Source organism: Larkinella fluvii, from assembly GCF_051857545.1.
Classification (GTDB): Bacteria; Bacteroidota; Bacteroidia; order Cytophagales; family Spirosomataceae; genus Larkinella.
Map to the genome: position 1 here is coordinate 565703 of NZ_JBPZHB010000005.1, position 25577 is coordinate 591279.

Here is a 25577-nt window from a genome sequence, read left to right on the forward strand (position 1 = left end):
ACGTCCGGTGCAATTGTAGTCTTCCCGTCAGTTATTTTTCCGGGTTTTCTTGATCGGTTTCCCGTACTTCTTCATCATCTCCTCCGCGTGGTTCCGGCGCACATTGACCTTCTTGTTTTTCTCGATTTTCTCGTGAAACGCCCCCCCGAACGTATCGCTCAGGTGAATTTTAACGCCCGGGTTTTTCATGTTCACCTTCGGTTTTTCATCTTCGGTCAGCACGTCCGAAATGACAAGGTCCTCGGGGAGCGGCAAGATCGGAATGGCGTAATTCATCAATTGCTCGATGGTGGCCTGCTGCTCTTTTTCCTTTTCGGTGATGAACGCAATGGCGATCCCGTTCCGGTCGGCGCGGCCCGTCCGGCCAATCCGGTGAATGTACATTTCGGGCACTTCCGGGATGTCGAAATTGACGACGTGCGACACCTCGGCCACATCCAGCCCGCGGGCGATGATGTCGGTCGCAATCAGAATGCGGTAGTTCCCCTCCTGAAACTGCCGGACCGAATTGAAGCGGTGATTTTGTTCCTTGTTGGAGTGAATAACGCCGATTTGCTCGGGAAACTTCGCTTCCAGTTGTTCGTAAAGCTGGTTAGCCAGATTTTTGGTCGCCACAAAAACCAGCACTTTGGTCATATCGGCATTCTGGCGGAGCAGCAACTCCAGCAGATTGATCTTGGTATAAAAATTCGGAACCGCATACGCCGTCTGGCTGATGTTTTCCAGGGGCGTTCCCACCGGAGCCGCTTCGACCCGAACCGGATTGTTGAAATACGTTTCGATCAAACCCTCCACCTCTTCGGTCATGGTGGCCGAAAACAGCAGGTTCTGCCGCCGGACCGGCAACAAATCCAGAATGGTGGTCAATTGCGTCCGAAATCCGAGGTTCAGCATTTCGTCCACCTCATCGATCACCAGCCGCTTGATGGTTTTGGTTTTCAGTAAACCCTTGATGGACAAGTCGATCAGCCGACCCGGTGTAGCCACCAGCACATCCATTCCCTGCTCCACTTCGGCAATCTGCGGCTTGATGTTCACCCCGCCGTAGATGCCCACCACGGCCAGATTCATATAGGGGGTCAACTGCTTCACCGCTTCCACGACCTGCACCACCAGTTCCCGCGTCGGAACAATGATGAGCAGTTGCGGAAGCCGATCTTTCGAAAACTGGAATTGCCGCAGACACGGCAGCAGATACGCAAACGTCTTGCCGGTTCCGGTTTGGGCAATGCCACACACATCTTTTCCCGACATCACCACCGAAAATACCGTCTGCTGAATTGGCGTGGGTGTGGTGTAGCCCAGATCCGTCAAGGCATTTAAAAGCGGTTTATTCAGATTTAATTCTTCAAAAGTCATATCCTTTTCTATATCCAAAACCATTTAGGCTCTTTTACTCTTTACGTAGGAACGCTTACCCATAGCCTCCATGAAAACACAAAATTACGAAAACCACGTTCGGTATTACCCTCCGCACCACTTTGTATTTTACCCGGTCGTTCTTATTCTGCTGGGAATCAGCCTATACTACACGTTCAAAGCCGATGAGCCGACCTTGATCTGGTTGTTCATTTCCCTGCTGATTGTCCTGATCACCTGGGTAGCTTTCATGCTGCGGCAGCATTATGCGCTTAACAATCAGAACCGAATCGTTCGGCTGGAGATGCGGTTTCGGTATTATCTACTGACCAACCGGCGATTGGAAACCATCGAAAACCAACTTTCGTTCGGCCAGCTTCTTGCCCTGCGGTTTGCATCGGACGACGAACTACCGGATTTGACCCAACGCGCTATTGCTGAAAACCTTAGCCCGGACGAAATCAAAAAGTCGGTTGTCAACTGGATGCCCGATCACCTGCGGGTGTAAGCAGAGCGGTATACGGTTTTGGCTTTTAGGGAAATGCTGGGTGTGTTTTAGGAAAATCAAAGAATTCCCGTAGGGATGATTCATTTTGTAGCAACCGCGGCCCCAGAATTCCAAAAAATCCCGTAGGGATGATCCATTTTGTAGCAACCGTCCCGACAGAGTTTCGGCCTTTATTTAAACACTTCTACCCGATTGAACGGGTATTACTGCGCCGTTTCTTTCTTCAATGCATACACCAGGGCATGATAATCAGTTACTTTTTTGGTGATCAGTCCCTGCTTATTGATCACGAAATGAGTGGGATACGCGTTGATTTGCAATTGGTCGGTCAGATAACTTTCCTGATCCGGAATCACAACATAATCGAATTGTTTTTTCTTTAAAAACGCGGCCACCTTCTGCCGGGAATCCAGACAAAGACTGAGAAACACCACGTCCGGGCGGTTTTTGTAGTGGCTTTTCAGTTCATTCAGCGCCGGCATTTCCTGAACACACGGCAAACAGGCAATAAACCAGCATTTCAATACCACAATTTTCCCTTTTGTCGTCTCATTGGTGTAGGTATTTCCTTCCATGTCCGTAAAACGATAGGCAGGCAGTGCCGTCCCTTCCTTCTGAAAATGCTCCAGTTCTTCCAATCCCCAGTACTTCACTGTCGTTTTAATATCCTGACTAGCAGCGTCCTCTATTTTAGCCAGTTGATACACGGCGACCGAATCGTCCGATTTCAGCCGCAAGGGAAAATACCGTCCGGTGGAAATGGATTTCAAAAAACTTTCCTGCGTCATGGAGTTGGCAAGTGTATCCAGCGCCTGGTAGTCGTCAGACAACTTTACATTTTTTTCGCGGTAAGCCAGAAAACTCGTGATGTCTTTCAGAAGGATAGCAGGCTCCGCAACGGGGTCGCCGTATCGTTTATTCTGACTACAGGAAATTGTGAACAGATTCACCAAAACAATTCCAAAAACAAGGCTCCACTTCATCGTAGTAACGTACTGATTATCGATCATTTTTCACTCTTTTTTGCCAGAAAAATCCTACTTTTGCAGAAATAGGTAGTTGTAAGCTATCCGGACCATTCTGTTTCGAACGCAAACTACACCCATTTCAAGTAGTTAAGGCCATCTCTTCACGATTTGCGAGCAGTATCACATCGCCGACCCAAACCAACCGGAGTCGATCTCACCATCTGTGCGTATCTAATAGTAAAAAAAGCATCAAACGGCCTTTGTTGTCTATACGAAATAAGCGAATGAACCGAACCTTTACCACCCTTTTCCTGCTACCGGGCATGTCTTCCCTAAACTTCAAAAAATACATTTTTTACGCAAGTCAACTGGTGATTTTCTGTGTCTTTACCTTCTCGTCTGGCTACGCCCAGGATGGCAAACTGAAAGTGAAGGGAAAAGCACTGGACGCCCAAACCAACGCGCCACTTATTTTTGCCAGCGTCCGGTTGTTCAAACAGGCCGACAGTTCATTCGTTGCGGGGGCCATTACCACCGAAACCGGCGAATTTTCGGTCGATGCTGTCGCCGGAAATTACTACGCCGTTCTGGAATTTATCGGGTATAAATCCCTGAAAAAATCCGCCATCCGCCTGACCCGCGACAATTCTCCGCTCGACATCGGCACGCTTAAACTCGCGGCTTCGGCCAGCACATTGGATGAAGTGGTGGTGCAGGGCGAAAAAAGTTCGATGGAATTTTCGCTGGATAAAAAGATTTTCAACGTGGGGAAAGACCTCGCCAACGCGGGCGGAACAGCCGCCGATATTCTGAGTAATGTGCCGTCGGTGGCCGTAGATGTCGAGGGCAACGTCAGCCTGCGGGGCAGCAACAGCGTCCGGATTCTGATCGACGGAAAACCGTCGGGCCTGGTCAGCATCAAGGGTGGCAGCGGTTTGCAACAGTTGCAGGGCAGCAGCATCGAACGCATCGAAGTGATCACCAACCCGTCGGCGCGCTACGAAGCGGAAGGCATGGGCGGTATTATCAACATCATTCTGAAGAAAGAACGGAAAGAGGGTTTCAATGGCTCCTTTGACGTCATTGTCGGACACCCGACCAATTATGGGCTGGCCGCCAACGTCAATTACCGGCGCAAAAACCTGAATTTTTTCGTCAATTATACCGCGGCCTACCGGAACACGCCCGGCCGCAGCACCCTGTATCAGGAGCTGTATCGCAACGATTCGACGTTTCTGACCGAGCAAAACTCGACCAGCAAACTCAAGGGGCAAAACAACAACGCCCGGGCCGGGATCGACTATTTTTTCAACGACAAAAACGTCCTGACTGGCGCGTATACCTGGCGGATCAGCAAAGGCAAACGGTTTACGGACATCCGGTACCGCGATTACATTTCCAGCCTGAGCAACCCGCAGAGCATCACCTACCGCACGCAGGACGAAACCGAAACAGAACCCAATTCCGAATACGCCCTGACCTACAAACGGTCGTTCAAACGCCAGGGCCACGAACTGACCGCCGACCTGCGGTATCTGGACAACTGGGAAAGTTCGGATCAGTATTTCGGTCAGCGGACGGTTCTGCCCGATGGCGGCCCTTCCGGCATCCCGAGTTCGCTGCAACGGTCGATCAACGACGAAACCGAGAAGCAGTTTCTGGTGCAGATCGACTACATCCAGCCGTTTGCAAAAGACGGCAAGTTTGAGGCCGGTTTGCGGAGCAGTACGCGCGACATGACCAACAACTACTGGGTGCGGGAACAGACTTCCGATGGCGGCTGGATTCCGGTTCCGGGCCTGACCAACGACTTTCTGTACGAAGAAAACATCAATGCGGTTTACGGGATGATTGGCAACAAAACCCGCAAATTCTCATACCAGGCGGGGTTGCGGGCCGAGTGGACAGACGTCACCACGACGCTGAAACAAACCAACGAGGTCAATCCCCGCAGCTACGCCAACCTGTTTCCGAGCGTTCACGTCACCTACGACATGCCGCAGCAGAATGCGCTGCAACTGAGCTACAGCCGCCGGGTTCGCCGACCAAACTACAACGACCTCAGCCCGTTTTCGACCTTTAGTGACAACCGGAACTTCTGGAGCGGCAACCCCGATCTGAACCCGGAATTTACGGATGCCTTCGAAATTGGCCACATCAAATACTTCGCGAAAGGTTCGATCGGGTCGTCGCTGTACTACCGGCATACCACTGGCAAAATCGTGCGCATCCGCCGGGTCGATGAAAACGGTTTTTCGAATACGCGCCCCGAAAACCTGGCAACTGAAGACTCCTACGGGGCCGAGTTTACCAGCTCGTTCACGCCGGTTAAATGGTGGAAAATGGATGGTAGCTTTAACTTCTTCCGCGCCGTTACCAACGGCGACAACCTCGACGCTAACTTTCAGAGCGATACCTATAGCTGGTTTGTGCGGGCCACCAACCGGCTGACGGTTTGGGAAAAAACCGACGTTCAACTGCGCGCCAACTATGAGGCTCCCCAGCTTACGCCCCAGGGCAAACGGAAAGCCATTGCCACGCTGGATTTTGCGGTCAGCAAAGACATCATGAAAAACAACGCCACGCTGACCCTGAACGTAATCGACGTGTTCAATTCCCGCCGGTTCCGCTCCATCACCGAGGGTGCCAATTTCTACACTGAAACCAACTCGCAGGGGCGGCTTCGTCAAATCAACCTGACGTTCAATTACCGCTTGCGGCAGGCCAAAAAGAAAACGAAAGACGTCGGCGAAGGCGATTATTAAGATTTTTCGGACATGAACACCCTCCAAATCCGCCGGATGACGCTGCCGGAAGTACAGGACATTGCCGTGGAATGGGCGGCTGCCGAAGGTTGGAATCCTGGTTTGGGCGACGCAGCCTGTTTCTATGCAGCGGACCCCGACGGTTTTCTGGCGGGCTGGCTCGACGGCCAGCCCGTTGCCTGCATCTCGGCGGTGCGCTATGCTCCGGATTTTGGGTTCATCGGTTTCTACATTGTTCGGCCCGGCTACCGGGGGCAGGGTCACGGTTTGGCCCTCTGGAAAGCGGCTATGCAGCACCTGGAAGGGCGCACCATCGGTCTGGATGGCGTGGTCGAACAGCAGGAAAACTACCGGCGATCCGGTTTTGCGTTGGCCTACAACAACATCCGTTTCGAAAGCACCACGCCACTGCCCATTACCGCAGAATCCGGTGCCACGGTCGTTCCGGGCGACCAGCTTCCTTTCGAATCCCTCCTGGCCTACGACCGGCGTTATTTCCCGGCTGACCGGGCGGATTTTCTGGCGGCATGGCTTCAACAACGTGACTCCAAGGCGTTGGCGGTTGTTGTCGGCGAGGAAATTCAAGGGTATGGCGTGATTCGGCCCAGCCGCGAGGGGTATAAAATTGGCCCCCTGTTTGCCGAAACGCCCGTTTTTGCCGATCAGCTTCTGACCCGACTCGTTCAATCCATTGCCCCCCAAACCCGGTTTTATTTGGATGTTCCGGCAGCTAACCCGGCAGCCGTGGCCCTCGCCCGGCAGTACGGCATGCAGCCGGTTTTTGAAACCGCCCGGATGTATACCGGAAACGCCCCCCGCATTGCCGTGAACGGCATCTTTGGCGTAACCACCTTCGAACTGGGCTGAGCCCGCTTCCATTCGCTGGCTCACGGGCTACGAATCCTGAAAGAGCACCCGTTATGTACCCAATCCCGCCAGTTACCAATTTGGCGTATTGGAAGTCCTTCAGCCTTGCGATCTTTGAATACCGATCCCAACGACCTGGTCAGCGGGAGCAAACGCTAACGAACACGACGCATGGCCCTTACACACCCCTTTAACACGACTCCACAACCGTACTCTCAGGAATCCACCAACGTCATTTACGAACTGCTGTTCTGTGACTCCCTGGCGTATTACAAAAACCGCATTCAGTCGCCGTACGAATATCCGTGGACGGTTTTGCTGGCCGATACCGCAGACGCTTCCGATTTGCAGAACGTAGCGGCTGATCCGGACGTCGAAACCCGGATCAAAGCCCTTGCCTGTCAGCGGTTACGGGAAAATGGACTCCCCATCGAAAAAAGAGAATTGCTGGCAGTTGTCGTCGAAGTCGGTTTGGATAATGGACTCGATGTGCTGGCTTCGTATCAGGACGGAACCGCCCGCTACATCAATCATACCGAACGGATGGTGATTTGGGAAGCCACCGATTCCCGATCCAACATTCTGACATCCAACCTGTTCAACGCCAGCATCAACATCGTGACCAAAATTGGTCCCTGGGACGGCCCCCGGCGACCTCATCCCGTCGAGGGAAATGTCCGGATTTCGTTTCTGGTGTCTGACGGACTTTATTTTGGCGAAGGTCCCATCAACGTTCTATTCAGTGACGCCCTGGCGAGTCCGGCCCTGACGGCCGCCACCGAACTCATGCAATATGTAACGGAAAAAGACCTCGCCAATCAGTGACGTTCTTTTTTACCAGCTTGTCCAACCACCATCGACCAGTAAATTCTGCCCCGTAACAAACGCTGACGCATCAGAGGCCATGAAAATAATCGGACCTTTGATGTCGTCATCGTTGGCAAAACGGCCCAGGGGCGTCAGGCGTTTGTAGTTTTCGACAAATTCTTCCTTCCCGCTCATCTGCTCCACACCGGGGCCATAGCCGCCGGGGCTGATGCAATTCGCCCGGATGTTGTCTTTCCCGTAGTAATTCGCCAGCCATTTGGTGAAACCCACCATACCCCATTTGTCGTACGTATAATTGACCGGACTGGTCATGCCGGTATTTCCATACACCGGAAAATGCGGACCAACCGCGCCCTGAATCGAGCTGATGTTGATGATGTTACCGGATTTTTGCGGAAGCATCACGGCAATCACGGCCTGGGTGATCAGCACCAGACCGGTCGAATTAATCCGCTGGGCTTTTTCCCAGCTTTCCCGGTCGATATCGGCCAGATTCTTAAATCCTTCGCGGGAAACCGCATTGTTGACCAGCACATCAATCCGGCCAAAGCGGTTTTTCACTTCGTCTACAAACGCGCGAATCGAGTTTTCATTTTCCAGATCCAGCGCCATGCCCTCGGCCCGCCAGCCTTTTTCTCGAATGGTCGCGGCAAATTTCCGGCATTTTTCACCATCCCGCGACGCAATGATGACCTCCGCACCGGCTTCGGCCAGAGCCCACGAAATGGGCGTCCCAAAAAAGCCCGCGCCACCGGTTACGATGGCAGTTTTGCCGTCAAGACTGAATAGGTTTTTCATTTATTTTTCCTTCGATATTCGTTATTCAATATTTAATCTATAACTGATAGACAAACAACACTTTAATATCGAATAATGAATTACGAATATTGAATAACGAAGTTTAAAAACGCCACACCGCCGGTGTCACGATCTCTTCCTCCACCGCCTGAAACACGTCCTGGATTTCGGCCAGCACGTCGGGTGGAATCGCCGGGCCATTCAGCAAAGCAATATTCTGCTGGATTTGGGCCTGATTGACTGCTCCGAAAACGATGCTATCGACCGCGGGCAAATCCCGGACGAACGAAAAAGCGAGTTGAGCCACGGACATTTGCGCCCGCTGCGCCAGTTTTTGCAGTGCAACCAGGTGCAGTTCTGCTTTTTTCAGACTGCCCTTCAACTGCGCCGGATTCATAAAAAACAGCCCCTGCAAAAACACGCTGCGCGCAAAAACCAGCTTCGACTGGCTCCGCAACTGATTCAGCAGCCCGGTTTTCAAGAGCCGTTGATCGAAAACGTTCACCGGAATCTGCGTCGCTTCCAGCACCTCTTCTTTCAGGATATACGCCACATCTTCAGGCTCATACGCCGAAACACCCCCGATGTCGATCAGCCCTTCCTCTTTCAGTCGGCGCACCATCATCGGCAGAATTTTGATCACTTCCGCCATTGGTTCCGCGCCTTTGTGATGCAGGCAAACCGGCAGTCGATCAACTTTCAAAGCCGCCAGCGACTCCTTTACGCTCCGATGTACCTCTTCCCATGCCCGCTCCGGATGGCCGAGGTTGGCCGGGTTGATTTTGAATTTTGACACCAGATTCAGGTCGTACGCCTGACCGGTTTCTTCCAGAAAATCACCCAACACCTGCTCCGAATGTCCGTACTGACGGGCGGTATCCAGCGTATTGATCCCGGCTTGTGCGGCAAGCTGAAGCATTTGGAAACTCTCCGCCCGATCCGGCATCCCTTCCGAATTCGAGATACCGTAATTTAACCCCAACTGAACGGTTCCCAGCGTCAACTGCGAAAACCGGTAATTATGAAAAATGCGATACGTCATGAATGACTTATTTTTTATACACCAGGCAACTAGTTCACACTCACCACCGACGGCGTCCGAATACCCGGTTTTATTTCTCCGCTGACGTACACCCAACGGTTGTTCCAGAACACCACGGGCAAGGTTACCCGGGCTTCGAACCGGGTTTGCTGACCGATGTATTCCCAGCTATCGGCTTCGGGAAAATAAAAAAGCAGACTTTGAATAATTCCGGGATGGGTGGCCGGTGTTTTATAAGCTGCCGTTACCGCATCGACCCCGCCCCAGAACAAAAACCGGTCGTTGTTCAGAACGGGCAAAACCGTTCCGCCAGCCGACATGCCCCGGGGCATTGGCGCCAGATTTTCCCAGACACCAACCCATTTGTTGTTCTTTTGCTCCAGCCGTAAACGAAACGCATCCAGCAGAATAGACCGGTATTTCTCACCTTTGGCATTAAGTCCGACGGTTTCCCCGCCAAAAAGATAAAGGTGATTACGATAAACCGTACAAACTGGAAACTGCCGCTCCGGCCCCGGCCACGAATCGATTTCGAACCAGCCCTGCGAGCGGTTTTTCAAATCCAGCGCGTAGCACTTTTTCAAGGGTGTTCCGGTTGGCGTGCTGATTCCTCCGGCAATCACAATCACATCACCCAGCAGCGTACCGGCCATGTTCGCCAGCAGAACCGGCAGTTCCGGGTAACTCGATTGAATCAGTTTCTTTCCATTCCATTCATACCCGATTACCCGGTTTAGATGACCGCTTTCCGTGCTTCCACCAATCAGAATGAGGGTATTCTGGTACGAAACCGTTACGCCATAGCCCGACGGTTCGGGCAGTTTTTCATCCGCTTTCAGCCAGTTTTTCCCATCGGCCAGAACGTAGATATCGTCGTACCATTTCTTTTTTCCGCCTTCCCAGGGGTATTTGTCGGGGAAATTGGCCCCGCCCAAACAAACCAGCGCGCCGCGGCTAACACCCGCGAACATCCCCGCCCAGCCTTTTCTACCCGGCAGCGGGGGCAATTCCGACCACTCGACCGCAGGCTGCGCTACGGTTTTTAATGCAATTGTCATGAGTAAAACCAAGCGATAAAAAAGTAACTTCATCTTCGTTGGGTTAAGGATAAACCGTGATCAAAACCACTCCGCCCGGCCCCGGTTCGCCGAATCCGCCGGTTACGAGCAGCGTCTTACGTTCCGGCTGATCTTCCAGAAAGCACAGGTTGCTGGTTAGTGGCAAGGTGGTATCCAGTGAAAACTGCCATTCGCCCCGGGACGACAACACCTGAATCGCCTGCATCCCGTAATGCGCCACCCAAACCCGACCCTGCTGATCAAGCGCCAGGCCATCGGGTAAATTGTCAATGGGATTCCCGGAGGGATGGGCTGGAAGATCCGCAAAAACCGTCGCCGGGTTTTTCGGCATTCCCGGTTCGGTCAGTTCGATCACCAACACCCGGTTTTGGTAACTTTCGGCAACGTACAACTTCGTTTCATCGGCCGACAGCACCAGCCCGTTGGCGTAATCAATGCCGTCGGCAACCAGGCGCTCGGTTCCGTCCGCTCCGACAAAAAACATTTTTCCATGGGTTCGGATCGAGTCGGTAAAATAGAAATTCTGCCGGGAGTCGATCACCAGATCATTGGGCGACTGCACATCCACACTGGCACAAACCTTCTGAATAACAGACCCTTGATACGCTCCATCCGAACCGAACCGGCTGATGGCAGCCTGCTCAGGATCACACACCCAGTGTTCTCCAGTGGGCAAAACAACCTGCCCGTTGGGGCAAGCGGTTTTTCCCCAGACGGTGTAATCCCCCGCTTTATCCAGCCGAATGATTTCACCGCCGGTGAGCGTCGTAACATACCAGTTTCCATCCCGATCCACCGCCGGGCCTTCGGTGTAAAAAGGCAGATCAAAAAGCTTTTCGACGGTGTAGTTCATGTCTTTTTATATTTCATTATTCATTATTTAATATTCGATATTTAACTACTTGATAAAAAACGACTTAAGAATAAATATCGAACACTGAATATTGAATAACGAATAATGAAGTTTAGGGGAGCTGGTAGGTTTGTTCAAACGGAAACAATGGCCTCCTCCGGTTTTGGTACGCAAACAGCGTCATATCGGCCTGGGTCACGCCCGGCGTGTCGACCTGCACAATGGCCGGGCAAACCGGGGCATAGGCGGCAATCGGAGCGTTGACGCCTTTGGCGATGATGATGGCAAACGCGTCCGGTTTCAGGCCAAAAGCCGTCATTTGACGAAGGCTGTAGGGCGGTGTTCGGCGGGTGGTCAGCATGACGGTATTGCCTTTTTGGGTTTCCACCAGCACGGTTTCGCCCATGTCGTAATTCACAAAACCGCCGTGTTTGGGCGTCGACTCCGTAAATTTTCCGTCCGAAAACCGCGTGAGCTGCACCTCCGTTTTGTAGGGTTTTCCGGCTTCTCCCATCGCCAATGGAAACGCATCACCAATGGCATGTTGACTCGCTTGCTCCACCGCCGACGGATCGTACAGGCAGATAAAAACCGGTCCGATGTCCTTCATTTCCAGCGCTTCCAGCAAATGCGTGCTGTTGCCGGGTGCGCCCCCACCGACGTTGTCGCCCATGTCCAGCATCAAAACCGGTTTGGGTAAAGCCGCCAGCGTCGGCAAGACGGCCTGAATACCGGTTTTTAGTCCGTTAAATTCTTCTTTTCGGTCAAGGATATAGTCAGAAAGTTGCTGCCCGGTTTTCTGGATCAGCTTCTGCGCGTCGGCTTCCTGTTTTTGGTCGGCAACCAGAATGAAAGCCGAACCCATTTCGGCCACATCGGCATACGGGAAACCCAGCAGCAAACTCGCCGACAGCAGGTGGTTTTGTTCCCCCGTTTCCGTCAAATGCGCCAGCAAACTCCGGCAGGGGTCCTGCGAGGTGTATTGTTGCTCGATGCTGATCGCCATCGGCAATTGCACCAGGTGTTGCAAGGGCTGAACCGTGCCCCGCAACATGTCCACCAGAATCTGGGCGGCTTTCCGGCCCGTCGCCCGCTGGTCGATGTGCGGATTGGTGGCATATGCGACCAGCGCATCCGTGGCCGAAACCATCGCCGGGCTGACGTTGGCGTGTGGGTCCAGCGTGCCGGTTATCGGTATTTCAGGACCCAGTTTTTCCCGCAGCAAACCCAGCCAATGCCCATCCAGATCGGGATACGATTCGGCCACCCCGGCTCCATGCGGCACTACGACGCAACCATCGACCGGCAAAACGGCCTCAAGTGCCGACCACATTTCGGCCAGGATAGCCTCGTAAGCTTCTCGTTGGATCAAACCGCCCGGCGTGGCGGAGGCATACAAAACCGGAACGAGTTCCAGATCGGGAGAAGCATCGATCACGTCGATGACGCCACTGATTTCGTGGTGTGCGCCCTCGTATTCGGTTCGAATGGCCTCCCCCGCCAGCCAATAGCCGTTTTTGAAATCGTCCAGCGTGGTGGGGGTTTCAATAAAAGTGTTGGTTTCGTGGTAAATGCCCAGCAGCGCAATTCGTTTTCGCATTGTTGCGGTTTTATTTTCCTACGTAAATCACGACATCGACTTCAAACTTCAGCAAATCGCCCAGGCAACCGATCAGCGTGGTCCGGGCCGGATACGGAGCGTTAAAATACTCCCGGTAAATGGCGTTGAACTCGGCCAGGTATTCCTGTTTGCCGACGTAATTCCGAACCTGAACGGCATCGTCCAGACTCGCTCCGGCGGCTTCCACAATCCGTTTCAGGTTTTCGAACGACCGGCGGCATTCGCCTTCGAAAGTGTCATTGACGATGGCTCCGGTGTCGTCCACTGAGGCTTGTCCCGACACAAACAGGTAATCGCCGGACACAATACCGGGCGAAAAAGGGAGGTGACTTTTCGGGATGTTTTCCCCGCTTACAACAACTTTCTTGCTCATAATACACCAAATTTTTGATAGGCTTCCCAGGCTTTCATGCCGTTTTTAATGGCGTCACGCGTGATATTTTCAGCATCCACTTTCTGAATCGCGGCCGCAATCACCTGCTCTTCCACTTCCTGCGGAACGACGACAATACCGTCTTCGTCGGCCATCACCAGATCGCCGGGCCGGAATTTTACGCCGTCGATTTCCACCGTCACGTCCAGATCGACCACCCGCTGGCGGTTCTGGCTGTCGTACGGATTTCTGGAGGTTGCAAAAACCGGAAATTCCATCGCCCGCATTTTGTCGATATCCCGAACCCCGCCATGAACGATGACGCCCAGACAACCGCTGTTGCGGGCCGCCGTCGACAAGAGTTCACCCCAGATGCCGGAACGCGTGGAACCGCCTGCCGCACAGATCAGTACATCGCCCGGCTGGCAGGAATCGACGGCCTGTAGTTCCAGTTCGTAGGGATTCGGGTCGGCGTCATACATGTCCGCCCACAAGCTGGTTTTGCAACGACCCAGCAACTTATTGATGCCGGTATAGGCGTGAAACGGAATGCGCGTGGCCTGGTGTGTATAGCCCAACTGGTCGAGTACATCCGACAGCACGGCCACGTATAGTTTGTCTTTTAATTCTTCCAGATTCATTTTAAAACAGGTTTATTTATTAGCCCCTAAATCCCCTGAAGGGGACTTGGACGCGGAATCTTCCAGATGCATAAAGTCCCCTTTAGGCCGGGCCGACGCTTCGGGATTTAGGGGTAATATCTTCCGGTTTTGGTTTGATGGTATATAGCAAGGCGGCAGAAATCAGCATGGTAAGGGCGGCAAACTGGAACATCCGGCTGAGATCCACGTCGGCATCCCGCAACATACCGCCCGCATACAGCCCCACGCCACCCACGATGCATGCCACCAGATTCAATACGCCGTAACCCGTGGCGCGGTATCGCTGATCGGCAATCAGACATAGAATCGGCATCATGTTCGCATCCAGGAAGGTGCGCGTGAAGGCATAAATCATGAAACAGACAATGGCAATGGGAAGGACGCTGGTGCTGCTGGCGATAAAAATACCGGGGGCGGCAATCACTAGCCCGATAAAAGGCACCAGAATCCGGCCGCGTGGGTTGGTACGACTCCAGCGGTCGGCCAGAAAACCGCCCGTCAGAACGCCCACCAGCGAGGCCGTGTGAAAATAGCCCGTGGCATACAGACCGGCGACGGTTTGGGACAGGTTGAAATGCTCTTTGTAATACGTTGGTAACCAACCGACAACCAGCCAGCTCACAATTCCACCCAGCCCCCAGAAGGTTAGTGCTACCACATAATTCCGTCGACTGAACAGATCCCGAAGGGCTGCCGTGAAACGAATGGCCGGTTCCGGTTCGGTCGAAAGCGTATCTTTTTCGGGTACAACCGGATCGCGCAACACCAACGCCAGCAACACCGCATACCCAACACCAATGAGTCCAAAAACGCCAAATGCGTAGCTCCAGGTCCGGCTTTCGGCCAACCAGCCGCCCACAAAGCCCAGGCTCTGCCCAATCATGATCCCGCCCATGTGAATGCCCGTCGCCAGCGAGCGCGTGGCACCCCGGTGGTAGTCGACAATCAGCGCCAGAGCCGCCGGAATGTAACAGGCTTCGCTGACGCCCATGAGCGCGCGGGTCAGCAGGAGTTCTTCAAAGGTGGTGGCCCGGGCAGTGAACCAAGTGACGATTGACCAGACAAACAGGCTCCCGACAATGACCCGGCTGCGGTTGAACCGGTCGGCCAGAAACCCGGCCAGCGGACTCAGCAAACCGTATACCCACAGGAAAACCGAGGTCAGCAAGCCGAACTGCCCGTCGGTCATCGGAATTTCGGCCAGAATGGAACTCCGCATCGTGGTAATCATCATCCGGTCGAGGTAGTTCAGACAGCCGACCACACAGAGTAAACCCACGATGAGCCACGGATAAAAAGACGGTCGCGATAGAGTCATGGCTTGATAACGTGGGGATTAGTTGAGAAAAACAATTACAAAAACGGCTGAATCAGCCCGATGGCCCGGCCAACGTCCACCGTCTCCACGGGCGGCAAGCCAAAGTTTCTTTCGACCGACGCCATGTCCTTAAAACCGCTGCCAGTGACCAGGCAAACCACAGTTTCGTCGCGGCTCACTTCGTTTCGGGCCACGGCGTCCTCCAGCCCGGCCAGCGCGACCGCTCCGGCGGGTTCGCTAAAAATCCCCTCCTTCTGAGCCAGTGCTTTCTGCCAGGCAAAAACCCGTTCGTCCGTCACGACGTAGCCCGTGCCGCCGGTTTTCCGACAATTCGCGATTACCTCATCGCCATCCAGCACCCCCGGCACCTGCAAACCGCTGACCGTCGTGGTGGAGGCTGCCACCGCGCTGGCTTTCCGATCCTGGTTCCGCAACGCACTCGCGATCGTATCGTTTCCTTCGGGTTGAACACAGTTGACTTTCACTAAAGCAGAAGCCGGTTTTTCCGTCAGAACACCCCGGGTAATGGCCAGCGTCAGCCCGCCCCCACCGGCTGGCGAAAAAATATGATCGACCCGACCTTCCAGCGTTTCCAGAATTTCGGAAGCCATCGTCTGCACGCCCTGCATGGCGGACGGGCAATACCGGTAGGCACTGATCGGCAGCGGTATTGCATGGGTCCGGCAGAGGGTTTCGAGTTCGTCAAATACCGCCGAAGTGATTGCCGGATCTTTACCAAAACCGTGTACCATAAAAATATGGGCTCCGTATAACTGCATCTGCCGGATTTTGGGCAAGGGCGCCCCGTCTACCACCACCAGAATGCATTGAATGCCCGCAGCCGCGCAGTACGCCGACAAAGCCGCGCCGGTATTGCCGCTGGAGGTGGCAATACAGACTTTCTGGCCTTTGGCATTCAGCTCACTCACCAGAACAGCCGCGAAACGGTCTTTGTAGGAACCGGTCGGATTTAGGCTTTCCAGTTTGAAATACAGGTTGTTGAGACCCAACGATGGCCCAATTGACCGGGAACGGACGAGTGGCGTCTGCCCTTCGCCCAGAAGTACGCGGTGTTGAGGTGCCACCGTCGGTACTTGATTTTGGTATTTCCAGATCGTGTTCAAAACTCGGTGGGGAATTGGGTTTTCTTGGCTGAATAATTACTGAAATTGGGCTTAAAACCGCCGTCGATGGTCAGGGTAGTGCCGCTGATGTAGGAAGCCTGCGGGGAACACAGCCAGAAAACCGCTTCGGCCACTTCGCGGGAATGACCACCCCGCGCGAGCGGAATGAAATCGGTGAGTTCGGCGGTCAAGCGGGCGCTGATGTTTTCTCCTTCCGGATCAACGTAGTCGTTGCTGAGTTCCGTATCGATGTAACCCGGCGCAACGCCCACCACCCGAATACCGTTCCGACCATAGGTAATGGCAAATTCCGCCGTCAGGCTTTCCAGTGCTCCTTTGGCCGCAATGTAGGCCGGGCCGCAGCCCCCTGGCCGGGACGCCATGACGCTGGAAACGTTGACCACTACGCCCCCATCGGCCTGTTTTTCCATCTGACTCGCGACCCCTTTCGTCAGAAAAACCGGGGCCGTCAGACAAACCCGGAGCGTTTTTTCCCAGGTTTCAAGGTTCATGGTCCGCAGCGTTTCCAGCGTTCGCCAGGCGGCATTATTCACCAACGCGTCAATCTGCCCACCCCATTCCACAGTCTGATTGACCAGCTCTTGCAGATAGGACGACTGTTCCAGATCGCCCGGAATTGCCAAGCAATCAGCACCGTATGCACTTTTTAATTCAAGCCCTAACGCATTTAGCGGTTTTTCGGCAATATCCGAAAGTACCAGCCGAAAGCCTTCTTCGGCGAATTTCGTGGCCGTGGCCCGACCGATTCCCCCGGCGGCTCCGGTGATGAGCACGACTTTTTTATCTCTCATGAATCACAATTTTACCGGGCTTTTCGATGGGCAGAACCCCGCCCAACGCATCACCCTTTTTCACGTTTACCGTCGTTCGCAGGAGAAAAGCCAGCCCGGCGATTTCCGAGATTACGTCCGTAGCGTTGCCCGAAACCGGGTCAACAATTCGGCCCCAACGCTGCCCAGCCCGGATGAAATCACCCGGTTTTACGGCAGTGATAAAAATACCGTCAGCCGGCGAAGGCATCTTGGCCTGTAGATAGCCACTGTCAGGCCGATCATCTTCCACCCAGTACAGTTCAGTAATCGGCATGGTTTGAGCAGGTTCATCGATCATTTTCAAGTGCTTCAGCAGATTGAGAAAACCGTCCTGATAGGCCGTCACGACCGGCTCCCGGAAGCCGGTTCCTCCGCCGTATTCCAGGTAAATGGCCGGAATGTTGGCATCACGCGCCACGGAAAGGGTGCGTCCGTTCGGGCAGTGATCGGTTCCCCACACGATGGGGAGGTTATACGCCAGCGCCATTTCTCGCTGTTTTTCCAATACCTCCGGCGACAGATGAAGCATGTAACCGGCCAATGGATAAATGTCGTACGCCAATCCACCGGTGTGCATGTCGACATAATAATCCGCTTCCCGGATGAGCGCACTAATGCGGTCGGCGGTTTGCTCCGACACCGAACCGGTGGCATTTCCCGGACAAATCCGGGCCAGATCCAGCCCGTCTTCCCCGCAGCGGCTGGCGAGCGCGTAGGCCGACGCGTTTACCACCGGCACAATCGTCACGCTGCCGGACACCAATCTCCCTTCCAACGCCCCAATCAGTTCACGAGCCGCCAGCATTGGTTCGTATTCATCCCCGTGAACACCCGCCGACAGCAGGACGTGAGGGCCGGGTAAGACTCCATTTATTCGTTGATAGTCAATCATTTCAGTGTTCCCCTTCATAATACGGCCCTCCACAAGTCGGTTCTTTGGGGTCAAAAATGGCTACTGCTTTGAACAACTGGCGGGCGATTTCCTGATGGCCCCGCGCGCCCGGATGCAGCGGATCGTTGAGCCATTCGCGGTTTACATCAACGCCGGTCGTGGTTTGCCAATGGTGGTAGTTATCGACCAGAATCACCTGTTTCGTTTCTGCTACGGTTCGAATTACCGAAATGTAATCCGGCAGCGTTTTACGTTCCGGGGCTTTTTGGATAATGATCGGATTCGGCGTATGCAGAATCGGGATCGCGCTCAACGCACGGATTTTCTCCACAAGGCTAATCAGATTTTGCTCAAAAACGGCGGGCGTGATTTCTTTCCGCGCACAGTCGTTCGTTCCGATCATCAGCGACACCACCGCCGGTTTGAACTGCGCGACCCGCCAGTCGAAATCGCTCAGGATGTTGCTGGTGGCATTGCCGCTGATGCCGGTATTGACCACCAGATCACGCACCCTTTTCAACTCCCAGCGAAGCCGTTCGGCGAAAATTTCGGGGTAGCTGCGAAAACCGTGCGTGTGCTTGGCTCCGTGCGTGATGCTGTCGCCGGTGAAAAGCCAGACACTCGGCTCTTTTTGTGCGAACAGCCCTTTGATCCGTTCCAAATCCGGAACCGTGGCCCGGTTTTTCTCCTCCGCTGACGCCATTCCGGGAAAAACCGGCACTAGAACGGTCGGCAGAACCACACCCAGTCCGGCCATTTTGATGAATTTCCGACGGGAAAAGTCCGACTCTATTTTCATGCGAAAACCGGTTTATTGGTACAAGGCCGCCAGATTCAGCCGGTTGATTCGGGTGGTCGACAAATGGGTTTTGGCTTTCTGGCTACCCGCGCAGTACCCCAATAAAGCCTCTTTTTTGGTAAAATGAATGGCGATGTAGCAATACCAGCCGTCGGGATCGGTTTCGATGTTGCGGACGTGTTGCCAGGTTTTGCCGTCATCTTTGGAAATGGACACCGACAGCGGGGTGCGCTTGTCTTTGATGGCCGGAATGCTGCCGTCGTTGTTGTTCCAGACCACCAGCAGATCGCCGGTCGAAGGAATGCGGGCGATGGACGCTGGCGACAGGGGCGATTTCAGATTGCTCGGCTCGATGTGGCTCCAGGTCTGGCCTTTGTCTTTGGAATACGCCAGTTGCTGCACCCCGCCACTGGCGCGAATGAACATCATAATCGTGCCGTTTTTCAATTCGATCAAACCGGGTTCCTGCGTGATGATATCGGTCGTGTTGGGGACGGCTTCACCGGATGATTTCCAGGTGACTCCGTTGTCATCCGAATAGTAACTGTACAAAGTGGCTTTGTTCTGCCATTTTCCGTTGAGAGACCGGTGGAGTGCCACCGCCATGAGCAAACGGCCATTTTTCAATTGGATCACGCGGTTGTTGTTCAACACAAAATAGCCTTGCTGGTCCGTAATGCAGGGCGTGGGTTTGCTCCAGGTTTTGGCTTCGTCGGTCGAAATCCGCATCTGGGGAATGCAGTCCTGCTCGGAGTTCTTTTTGAGGTAAAACAGCGCAATTTTGCCATTTTTCAGCCGCAGCAACGAAACCGACATCACGTTCATATCGCCTTCTTTTTCCACAATGAGCTGATCCTGTTGCGTCCAGGTTTTGCCGCCATCTTTCGAAAACCGCCCCGCCAGATAGGCCGGGGCGTGATCGCTGGTGCTGCCGCCGGTGTAATGGCTATAGACAAACAGAATGCGACCGTCTTTCAGCGTGACGAAATCGCCTTCGCTGTTGCGGGGGTTGTTGTCGCCGGGGTTCAATTCCAGAGCAACCGTGGCCACGGATTCGGTATCGGGCTGCGCCCGGGCGGCTCCAAAAGCCAGTAATATGAATGACAGGATTAACAGTGGTTTGGTCATGGGTTTAGTAATTAGTCGTGTCTCTTGTCTCACTTCTCTTGTCTTACCTCTTCGTATTATAAATCCAGTCCAGGTTCAGGCGTGTGACGTTGGTGACCGATAGTCCTGTGCCTTTGGGGCGGTTTCCGGCGCAGTAACTCAGCAAAACCTCCTTTTTCCCCACGAAATGGATGGCCGTGTAACAATACCAGCCATCGGGGTCAGCTTCCAGCGTTTTGACGTGCTGCCACGTTTGGCCCTCGTCTTTCGAAACGGCGATGTTCAGGGGCGTCCGTCGGCCTTTGATCGGGTTGCCTTCCTGGTTGCCGTTGTTGTTCCAGACCATCAGCAGATCGCCGGTGGCCGGGATTCGGGCGATGGTGGCCGGCGAAACCGGCGACGCAATGGTGGTCGGCTGCGACGGACTCCAGGTCTGCCCCTGATCGGTCGAATAGGCCGCATACTGAACCCCGGCATCCGTCCGGATGATCATCATCAGCCGGTCTTTCAAAGCAACCAGCCCCGGTTCCTGCAGGGTAATCACATCCGGATTGGCCACCTCCTGACTCACCTTCCAGGTTTTGCCGGTATCGTCGGAATAATACGAAAATAAGCGGCCTTTTCCATTAAATCGGCCTCCCGGTGGTGTTTCGTGCAAGGCAACCGGCATCAGGAGCCGACCGGTTTTCAACTGAATCACGCGGTTGTTGTTCAACACAAAATAGCCTTTCCGGTCGGTGATGCAGGGAATGGCGTCGCTCCAGGTTTTGGCTTCGTCGGTCGAAATCCGCATCATCGGAATGCAATCGTCCATGGAATTTTTCCGGGCGTAAAACAGGGCGATTCGGCCATCCTGCAACCGCAGTAGCGAAACCGACATCACATTCATGCCGCCTTCATTGCTGACGATGAGTTGGTCGTCTGGCGTCCAGGTTTTGCCCCCGTCGCTGGAATACCGCCCTACGAGCGTGGCCGCAGCAAAATCGCTGGAGGAGTTACCGGCAAAACGCGAGTAAATGAACAGAATCCGGCCGTCTTTCAGCGTCACAAAATCGCCCTCGCTGTTGCGCGGGTTGTCGGCTCCCGGATTGAGTTGCAGCACGAGGCTTTTCTCACCGACCTTGTTCTTTCCGTTGAGTTTGGTCACCCGCAGGATTTCGTCCACCATGTTCCCGGCAATCAGTTCGTGGCCCCGGTCGTTGGGGTGAACGCCGTCGAGCATCAGCGAATCGAAGCTGACACCCGTCCGGTTTTGGTAATCCACAAACGCTTTGTAGTTGTCGACCAGACCCGTCCGGTATTTCCGGGAATAGTTCCGTACCACCTCGACATACTGCAAAAGCCGCTCGTTCTGGTAGTCTGCGTATTTTTTACCCAGCAGATTCGGAACCGTCAGAATGACTAGACTTTCGTTTTTTTGCAGCGATTCGATCATGTAGGCCAGGTTCTTCCGGTAGTTCTCCAGCGGAATCCGCGACGGCCCCGTGGCTCCTCCGCTGTCGATGTGGGCGTCGTTGATGCCAAAGCCGATGATTACCAGATCGGGATGAACCGCCAGCACATCCGACTCAAACCGGTCGCGGGCGTGTCTGATTTTGAACAGGTTATGATCCGTCTGACGACCGGTATGGCTACCGGGAATTCCGGCATTGATGACCGTGGCACTCACGCCTTTCTGAGACAGCAGGTGGGGCAATCGCTGCGCAAAAACCTGATTGACGGTTTTGCGGGTGGCCGTGATGGAGTTGCCGAAAGCGACAATGGTCAAATTGCCATCACCACCTTCCACCGGTTTTTCGGCAAAAACCGGAAAACCAAGGAAAAAGCAGAAAACCGTTATTCGCAAAAATCGTATCGAAAGTCGCATAGATCACCTGTTTAAAGAGCTACGTGCCGCTTTCTACCTTAGAAAGTCTTTTTCGTTCAGCTTCACCCGCAACTCGCCCTGCATGACGGTGATCCAGAGCACGCCCGGTTTTTCTTCGAAAACGTACGGATACGAAATCCGGGGCTGCTTTCCGCGTTCAGCAAAAACGACCGGTTTGCTCCAGCTTTTACCTTCATCGTCCGAAAACGCAATCGACAGTTCATCGCGGTGGTTGCTGGCCGGAATTTCCGACCATTGGCTGTCGCCCCCGCTCAGCTTATACGACACCTGGCCATCCGGGAAACGGCGGTTCCAGACCAGCACCAGCTTGCCATCCTGCAACCGTTTGAGCAGACCAGGTGCTGAACTCGCGCTGATGTTTGTGGGGTTGAACCTGTTCCAGGTCACGCCGTCGTCTTTGGAATAGGCTTCCCAGAACGTTCCCCAGTTGGTGCGCAGCAGCAGCCACAGGCGTCCGTCTTTCAACTGTTCCAGCGTGGCTTCCGTGACGCCCCCGTGGTGGCCGGTTCCGCCCAAGTCGATGATGGTGCTGCGGGTCCAGGTTTTGCCGTCGTTCTTCGACGAATAGGTCAACACCGAATGTCGTCCGGGGTTGTGCCTCATCATCATGGAGGTAAAAACGATGCTGCCGTCTTTGGTTTCGATCATGTCGCGAATGGCACCGGTCCAGTCGTCGTGCAGTTTCTGGGCGTCCTGCCAGGTTTTTCCGCCGTCAAGGCTGCGGACGGCGTAGGTCGGCAGTTTGGCGTCGGGCGAGTCCGAGATTTCCTTCTGCCAGTTCCAGTTGGCCCGCTCTTTCAGGTTCATACAGGCCAGAATGATCACATTCCGTTTGGTACGGATCAACGCCCGTTCGTCGCTGATTTCAAATTTCGCCGGGTCTTTAAAGATCGTGTATTCCGTCCAGGTTTTCCCGTCGTCCTTGCTGATCAGGCTTTTGGTTTTGTCGACGGTTAGAATACTGCCGTCGGCCAGCCGCACAAACGGCCCCATTTTCAGGCCCGGAATTTCCTGAACATGCTCCGCAATCCAGGACCCCGACGCGGTGATTTTTCCGGCGTCTTTATTGATCTGAGCGAGCAGAGAACCGCTGGCCATCAGCGCCAGAAGGCTAGCTACTTTTAATCGATGCGCTATTTTCATACAAAGCAGGTGGTTTAAGGTTTAGGATAGTCAGTTTGTCTTTATTGTGCCCGTCATCGCGACCGAGTGAAGCGACACACCGACGGGTTTTCCCCGTTGGTCGCGCAGGCTGATCCGCAGGTAGTTTATTCCAAAATCCGGTTGGCGACAAAAATTCGTCCGGGCCACGATTCGGTTGTTCATCACTAAAAGAGCCTCTTGTTTCTGGCAATTCCACCGGATTTCCACCGTCATCCGGGACGGTTTCGGCCCGGTTTTGGCCAGTTCGGCGGATTTAATCTTGAATTCGGCTACGGCATGGTCAGCCGCCAGCGAGTCGTCCGGCACCGAAAAATGGTCGGTTAGCGCCAGTGAAACCGCCTGCGCATCGGGCGGTAGATCCAGGTCGGCTTTCAGCGTTCCCTGCCGGGTCGCCGGAAAATTCCAGACCAGGGCCGGGCGTTCGGTTGTCGAAATCAGGGCCGTTTTCCCCTCATCGCGGGCTTCGGTTTGCTCGAGCCAATCGGGGTCAAACAACACCACGGATTTGGCGTCACCCTGTCCGGCCACCAATGCCACCTTGCCCTCCGCCGTTTCCGCTGCCGATGCGTAGGCGGTGCCCCGGTCGTTTTTTTCAACCCGACCCGGTTTGGCCGCAGGCATCGTCAGCACTTCCCGAAAGCCCTGCCAGGTTTTGCCCTCATCGCGGCTGATGGCGGCATGCAGCATTTCCCGGCCTCCGGCGGCATAACTCCGGGGATTATCCCAACGCTGGTTGCTATTCAACAGCAGCACCAGACGGCGGTCCGACAGCCGGAGCAGTTCGGCCGGGGAGTCCGACGAAATAAACCGGGTTGGCCGGGCCGCCTGCCAAGTTTGGCCCTGATCACCGGAAAACGATTCATACAAATGTCCTTTGTTGGTCCGAACCAGCATCCACAACCGCCCGTCGGTTAATTCCACCACATCCGGCTCAATACCGCCGTACCGAACCGGCATCGTGTTGTCAATTTCGACCCGGATCGGATTAGCCGACGGTTTCCAGGTTTGTCCGTTGTCGTCCGAATACAGTGAAATGATGTCGTTCCAGCCGTAATCAACCTGCCCCGCTCCCGGTTTTTCCTGCCGCTCGGAAACCGCTTTGGCAAAAGACACCAACAGGCGTCCGGTGCTGAGCCGGATGAAACTCCGGATCGAACCGACATAGCCGTCGTAAATCTTCTGGGGCTGACTCCACGGCTTTCCAGTGCCGGTTGTCCGGCCATACCACACATCCAGATGCCGCCCCCGGTAGCCGTTGGTACCGGTACCCCACAGATGGAAAATGCCGTGCAGTTCGCCCTGCGGGTCTTCCAGCACCCGGTTGGCGTAATATGCCTGCCCCGGCAAATCAAACTCTTTCACCGGTGGCTCCCAGTGAATACCGTCGGCCGAAGATATGGACCGGAGTTGGTTGGCATCACCGGGGCGGTTGATGTAAAAGATGGTCAGTCCGCCGTTTTTCCGCCTGATCAGGGTTGCTTCATTCCCCGGTGCCGGAGCCACCCAGACCGGTTCGTAGAGATCGGTTACCCGCTTCGGCACCGGACGCAGTCGCATCCCGGCAGAGGCTTCGGCAACTTGCGCATAGCTTTCCTGTAATGACATCCCAAAAGACACCGTGAGACCACACACCGCAATTTGGAGTGTCCGTTTCAGGGATGTATTTAAAAAGAAAGCGGTCATTTTTCTGGTATTAAACCTGTAAGGTCTGGGCGACCCCGTCTTGAAGACCTTGCAGGTTTAGCGGTTTTCTCAACTAGTTACTAACCAATCCACTAACCGCCGAAATCCGGTCGCAGATCTCCAGCACGTCTTTTTCGTTCCATTCACCGTTGCCCATGCCCAAAGGCGGGTTGGGCAATCCGATGTTGATGTCGTGTTTGAGCAGCATGGCCTGGTGGAAGAACGACCAGATGTTGGGCAGCACGTCATGAATAATCTCCTGAAAGGTCAGCATGAAGCGGTTTCCCAGTTCAAAATTTCCCTTAATAAATTCCTCCCGCACAAATTTGCACTCTTCTCCCCAGAGGTTAAAAAAGCTTCCGATGGCGCCCACGGTGCCGCACAGGGTGGCCTGACAGAACAGTTCGTCGGCCCCGCTGAACAGAATCAGCTTGTCCTGCGAAAGAATATGAATCAGGCTCACTTCGTACAGATTCTGGGTGGTGAGCTTCATACCGGCAATGTTGGGCAGGGTCAGAATCTGCTCGATGTAGTGCCGGGCGTCGCCCCCAAACACGCTGTGGTTACCGATGTGATACGGAAAAAAAGGAATGTCGATGGACGAGCCAATGGCCTTATAGTGTTCCAGCGCATTGCGAACACCGGACTGGTAATAAATCGGGCCAACGGTCGAAATCCCGTATACGCCCTGTTCCTGAGCGGCCTGCGCCAGCCGAATCGACTCCCGCGTGTTCAGCGCGCCCACCTGGGCAATCACCGGCATGGCCCCGCTGACGGTTTCCATGACGGCCTGGGTGATGTCCATCCGCTGTTTTTCCGAAAACAGAAATCCCTGTCCGGTGGAGCCCAGCACATACAGGCCGTCCAGTTTTTGTTTGATACAGAGTTCTACAATTTTTTCCAGTTGTTGAAAGTCAGGGTTGCCGTTCTGATCGACCGGTGTGAACAAGGCTGGCCACAGGCCACCGATTGGTGAATGCATCATGGTGTTTGTGTACTTGAATTTGGTTTATGGTTTACGGTATTCAGTTTACGGTATTCGGTTT

23 protein-coding genes are annotated in these 25577 nt (G+C 54.2%); 4 read left to right on the plus strand and 19 right to left on the minus strand.

What is annotated here, in order from left to right; genetic code table 11:
* Window positions 1-27 precede the first annotated feature (27 nt).
* The gene (locus tag ACS5NO_RS15775) at window positions 28-1359 is read right to left on the minus strand and encodes a DEAD/DEAH box helicase (protein ID WP_439416054.1); all 1332 of its coding nucleotides are present in this window, start codon (window positions 1357-1359) and stop codon (window positions 28-30) included.
* Window positions 1360-1429: 70 nt separating this feature from the next.
* On the opposite strand from ACS5NO_RS15775, the gene ACS5NO_RS15780 reads away from it, so the two are divergent.
* The gene (locus ACS5NO_RS15780; RefSeq protein WP_439416055.1) at window positions 1430-1867 is read left to right on the plus strand and encodes a DUF6526 family protein; all 438 of its coding nucleotides are present in this window, start codon (window positions 1430-1432) and stop codon (window positions 1865-1867) included.
* Between the two features lie 203 nt (window positions 1868-2070).
* Here ACS5NO_RS15780 and ACS5NO_RS15785 read toward each other — a convergent pair whose 3' ends face one another.
* The gene (locus ACS5NO_RS15785) at window positions 2071-2850 is read right to left on the minus strand and encodes a TlpA family protein disulfide reductase (protein WP_439416056.1); all 780 of its coding nucleotides are present in this window, start codon (window positions 2848-2850) and stop codon (window positions 2071-2073) included.
* Between the two features lie 269 nt (window positions 2851-3119).
* On the opposite strand from ACS5NO_RS15785, the gene ACS5NO_RS15790 reads away from it, so the two are divergent.
* From ACS5NO_RS15790 to ACS5NO_RS15800, 3 genes are all read left to right on the plus strand, one after another.
* Window positions 3120-5600: a TonB-dependent receptor gene (locus tag ACS5NO_RS15790; RefSeq protein WP_439416057.1), complete on the plus strand. Its 2481-nt coding sequence runs from the start codon at window positions 3120-3122 to the stop codon at window positions 5598-5600.
* A 12-nt stretch (window positions 5601-5612) separates the two neighbouring features.
* Window positions 5613-6467: a GNAT family N-acetyltransferase gene (locus tag ACS5NO_RS15795; protein ID WP_439416058.1), complete on the plus strand. Its 855-nt coding sequence runs from the start codon at window positions 5613-5615 to the stop codon at window positions 6465-6467.
* A 171-nt stretch (window positions 6468-6638) separates the two neighbouring features.
* Complete coding sequence (locus ACS5NO_RS15800; RefSeq protein WP_439416059.1) at window positions 6639-7292, plus strand: hypothetical protein; 654 nt, start codon at window positions 6639-6641, stop codon at window positions 7290-7292.
* Window positions 7293-7301: 9 nt separating this feature from the next.
* Here the strand turns inward: ACS5NO_RS15800 and ACS5NO_RS15805 are convergent, their stop codons facing one another.
* The 17 genes from ACS5NO_RS15805 to ACS5NO_RS15885 form a co-directional block, all read right to left on the minus strand.
* The gene (locus ACS5NO_RS15805) at window positions 7302-8093 is read right to left on the minus strand and encodes an SDR family NAD(P)-dependent oxidoreductase (protein ID WP_439416060.1); all 792 of its coding nucleotides are present in this window, start codon (window positions 8091-8093) and stop codon (window positions 7302-7304) included.
* Between the two features lie 103 nt (window positions 8094-8196).
* Window positions 8197-9135 carry an aldo/keto reductase gene (locus ACS5NO_RS15810; protein ID WP_439416061.1) on the minus strand — a complete coding sequence of 313 codons (939 nt, stop codon included), beginning with the start codon at window positions 9133-9135 and terminating at the stop codon, window positions 8197-8199.
* Window positions 9136-9164: 29 nt separating this feature from the next.
* On the minus strand, window positions 9165-10193 hold the full coding sequence (locus ACS5NO_RS15815; RefSeq protein ID WP_439416062.1) for a hypothetical protein: 1029 nt from the start codon (window positions 10191-10193) through the stop codon (window positions 9165-9167).
* A 43-nt stretch (window positions 10194-10236) separates the two neighbouring features.
* On the minus strand, window positions 10237-11067 hold the full coding sequence (locus ACS5NO_RS15820) for an SMP-30/gluconolactonase/LRE family protein (RefSeq protein ID WP_439416063.1): 831 nt from the start codon (window positions 11065-11067) through the stop codon (window positions 10237-10239).
* A gap of 112 nt (window positions 11068-11179) precedes the next feature.
* Window positions 11180-12667, minus strand: coding sequence for a M81 family metallopeptidase (locus ACS5NO_RS15825; protein WP_439416064.1), 1488 nt, complete (start codon window positions 12665-12667; stop codon window positions 11180-11182).
* Window positions 12668-12677: 10 nt separating this feature from the next.
* Complete coding sequence (locus ACS5NO_RS15830; protein WP_439416065.1) at window positions 12678-13061, minus strand: RidA family protein; 384 nt, start codon at window positions 13059-13061, stop codon at window positions 12678-12680.
* Entirely contained in the window at window positions 13058-13702 is a 645-nt protein-coding gene (locus ACS5NO_RS15835; RefSeq protein ID WP_439416066.1) for an RraA family protein, read from the minus strand. The genes ACS5NO_RS15830 and ACS5NO_RS15835 overlap by 4 nt, the downstream gene beginning before the upstream one ends.
* Window positions 13703-13784: 82 nt before the next feature.
* Window positions 13785-15041, minus strand: coding sequence for an MFS transporter (locus tag ACS5NO_RS15840; RefSeq protein ID WP_439416067.1), 1257 nt, complete (start codon window positions 15039-15041; stop codon window positions 13785-13787).
* A 35-nt stretch (window positions 15042-15076) separates the two neighbouring features.
* Window positions 15077-16126 carry a pyridoxal-phosphate dependent enzyme gene (locus tag ACS5NO_RS15845; RefSeq protein ID WP_439416068.1) on the minus strand — a complete coding sequence of 350 codons (1050 nt, stop codon included), beginning with the start codon at window positions 16124-16126 and terminating at the stop codon, window positions 15077-15079.
* A 35-nt stretch (window positions 16127-16161) separates the two neighbouring features.
* Window positions 16162-16977, minus strand: coding sequence for an SDR family NAD(P)-dependent oxidoreductase (locus ACS5NO_RS15850; RefSeq protein WP_439416069.1), 816 nt, complete (start codon window positions 16975-16977; stop codon window positions 16162-16164).
* Window positions 16967-17890, minus strand: coding sequence for a succinylglutamate desuccinylase/aspartoacylase family protein (locus tag ACS5NO_RS15855; RefSeq protein WP_439416070.1), 924 nt, complete (start codon window positions 17888-17890; stop codon window positions 16967-16969). Before ACS5NO_RS15855 ends, ACS5NO_RS15850 begins: the two co-directional genes overlap by 11 nt.
* Window position 17891: 1 nt before the next feature.
* Window positions 17892-18689: an SGNH/GDSL hydrolase family protein gene (locus ACS5NO_RS15860; protein ID WP_439416071.1), complete on the minus strand. Its 798-nt coding sequence runs from the start codon at window positions 18687-18689 to the stop codon at window positions 17892-17894.
* Window positions 18690-18701: 12 nt separating this feature from the next.
* A complete protein-coding gene (locus tag ACS5NO_RS15865; RefSeq protein ID WP_439416072.1) occupies window positions 18702-19817 on the minus strand; it encodes a sialidase family protein in 1116 nt (371 codons plus the stop codon).
* A gap of 43 nt (window positions 19818-19860) precedes the next feature.
* Window positions 19861-21663, minus strand: coding sequence for an exo-alpha-sialidase (locus tag ACS5NO_RS15870; RefSeq protein ID WP_439416073.1), 1803 nt, complete (start codon window positions 21661-21663; stop codon window positions 19861-19863).
* A gap of 33 nt (window positions 21664-21696) precedes the next feature.
* Window positions 21697-22827, minus strand: coding sequence for a sialidase family protein (locus ACS5NO_RS15875; protein ID WP_439416074.1), 1131 nt, complete (start codon window positions 22825-22827; stop codon window positions 21697-21699).
* Between the two features lie 30 nt (window positions 22828-22857).
* A complete protein-coding gene (locus tag ACS5NO_RS15880; protein ID WP_439416075.1) occupies window positions 22858-24453 on the minus strand; it encodes a sialidase family protein in 1596 nt (531 codons plus the stop codon).
* Between the two features lie 151 nt (window positions 24454-24604).
* On the minus strand, window positions 24605-25516 hold the full coding sequence (locus tag ACS5NO_RS15885; protein WP_439416076.1) for a dihydrodipicolinate synthase family protein: 912 nt from the start codon (window positions 25514-25516) through the stop codon (window positions 24605-24607).
* Window positions 25517-25577: the final 61 nt, after the last annotated feature.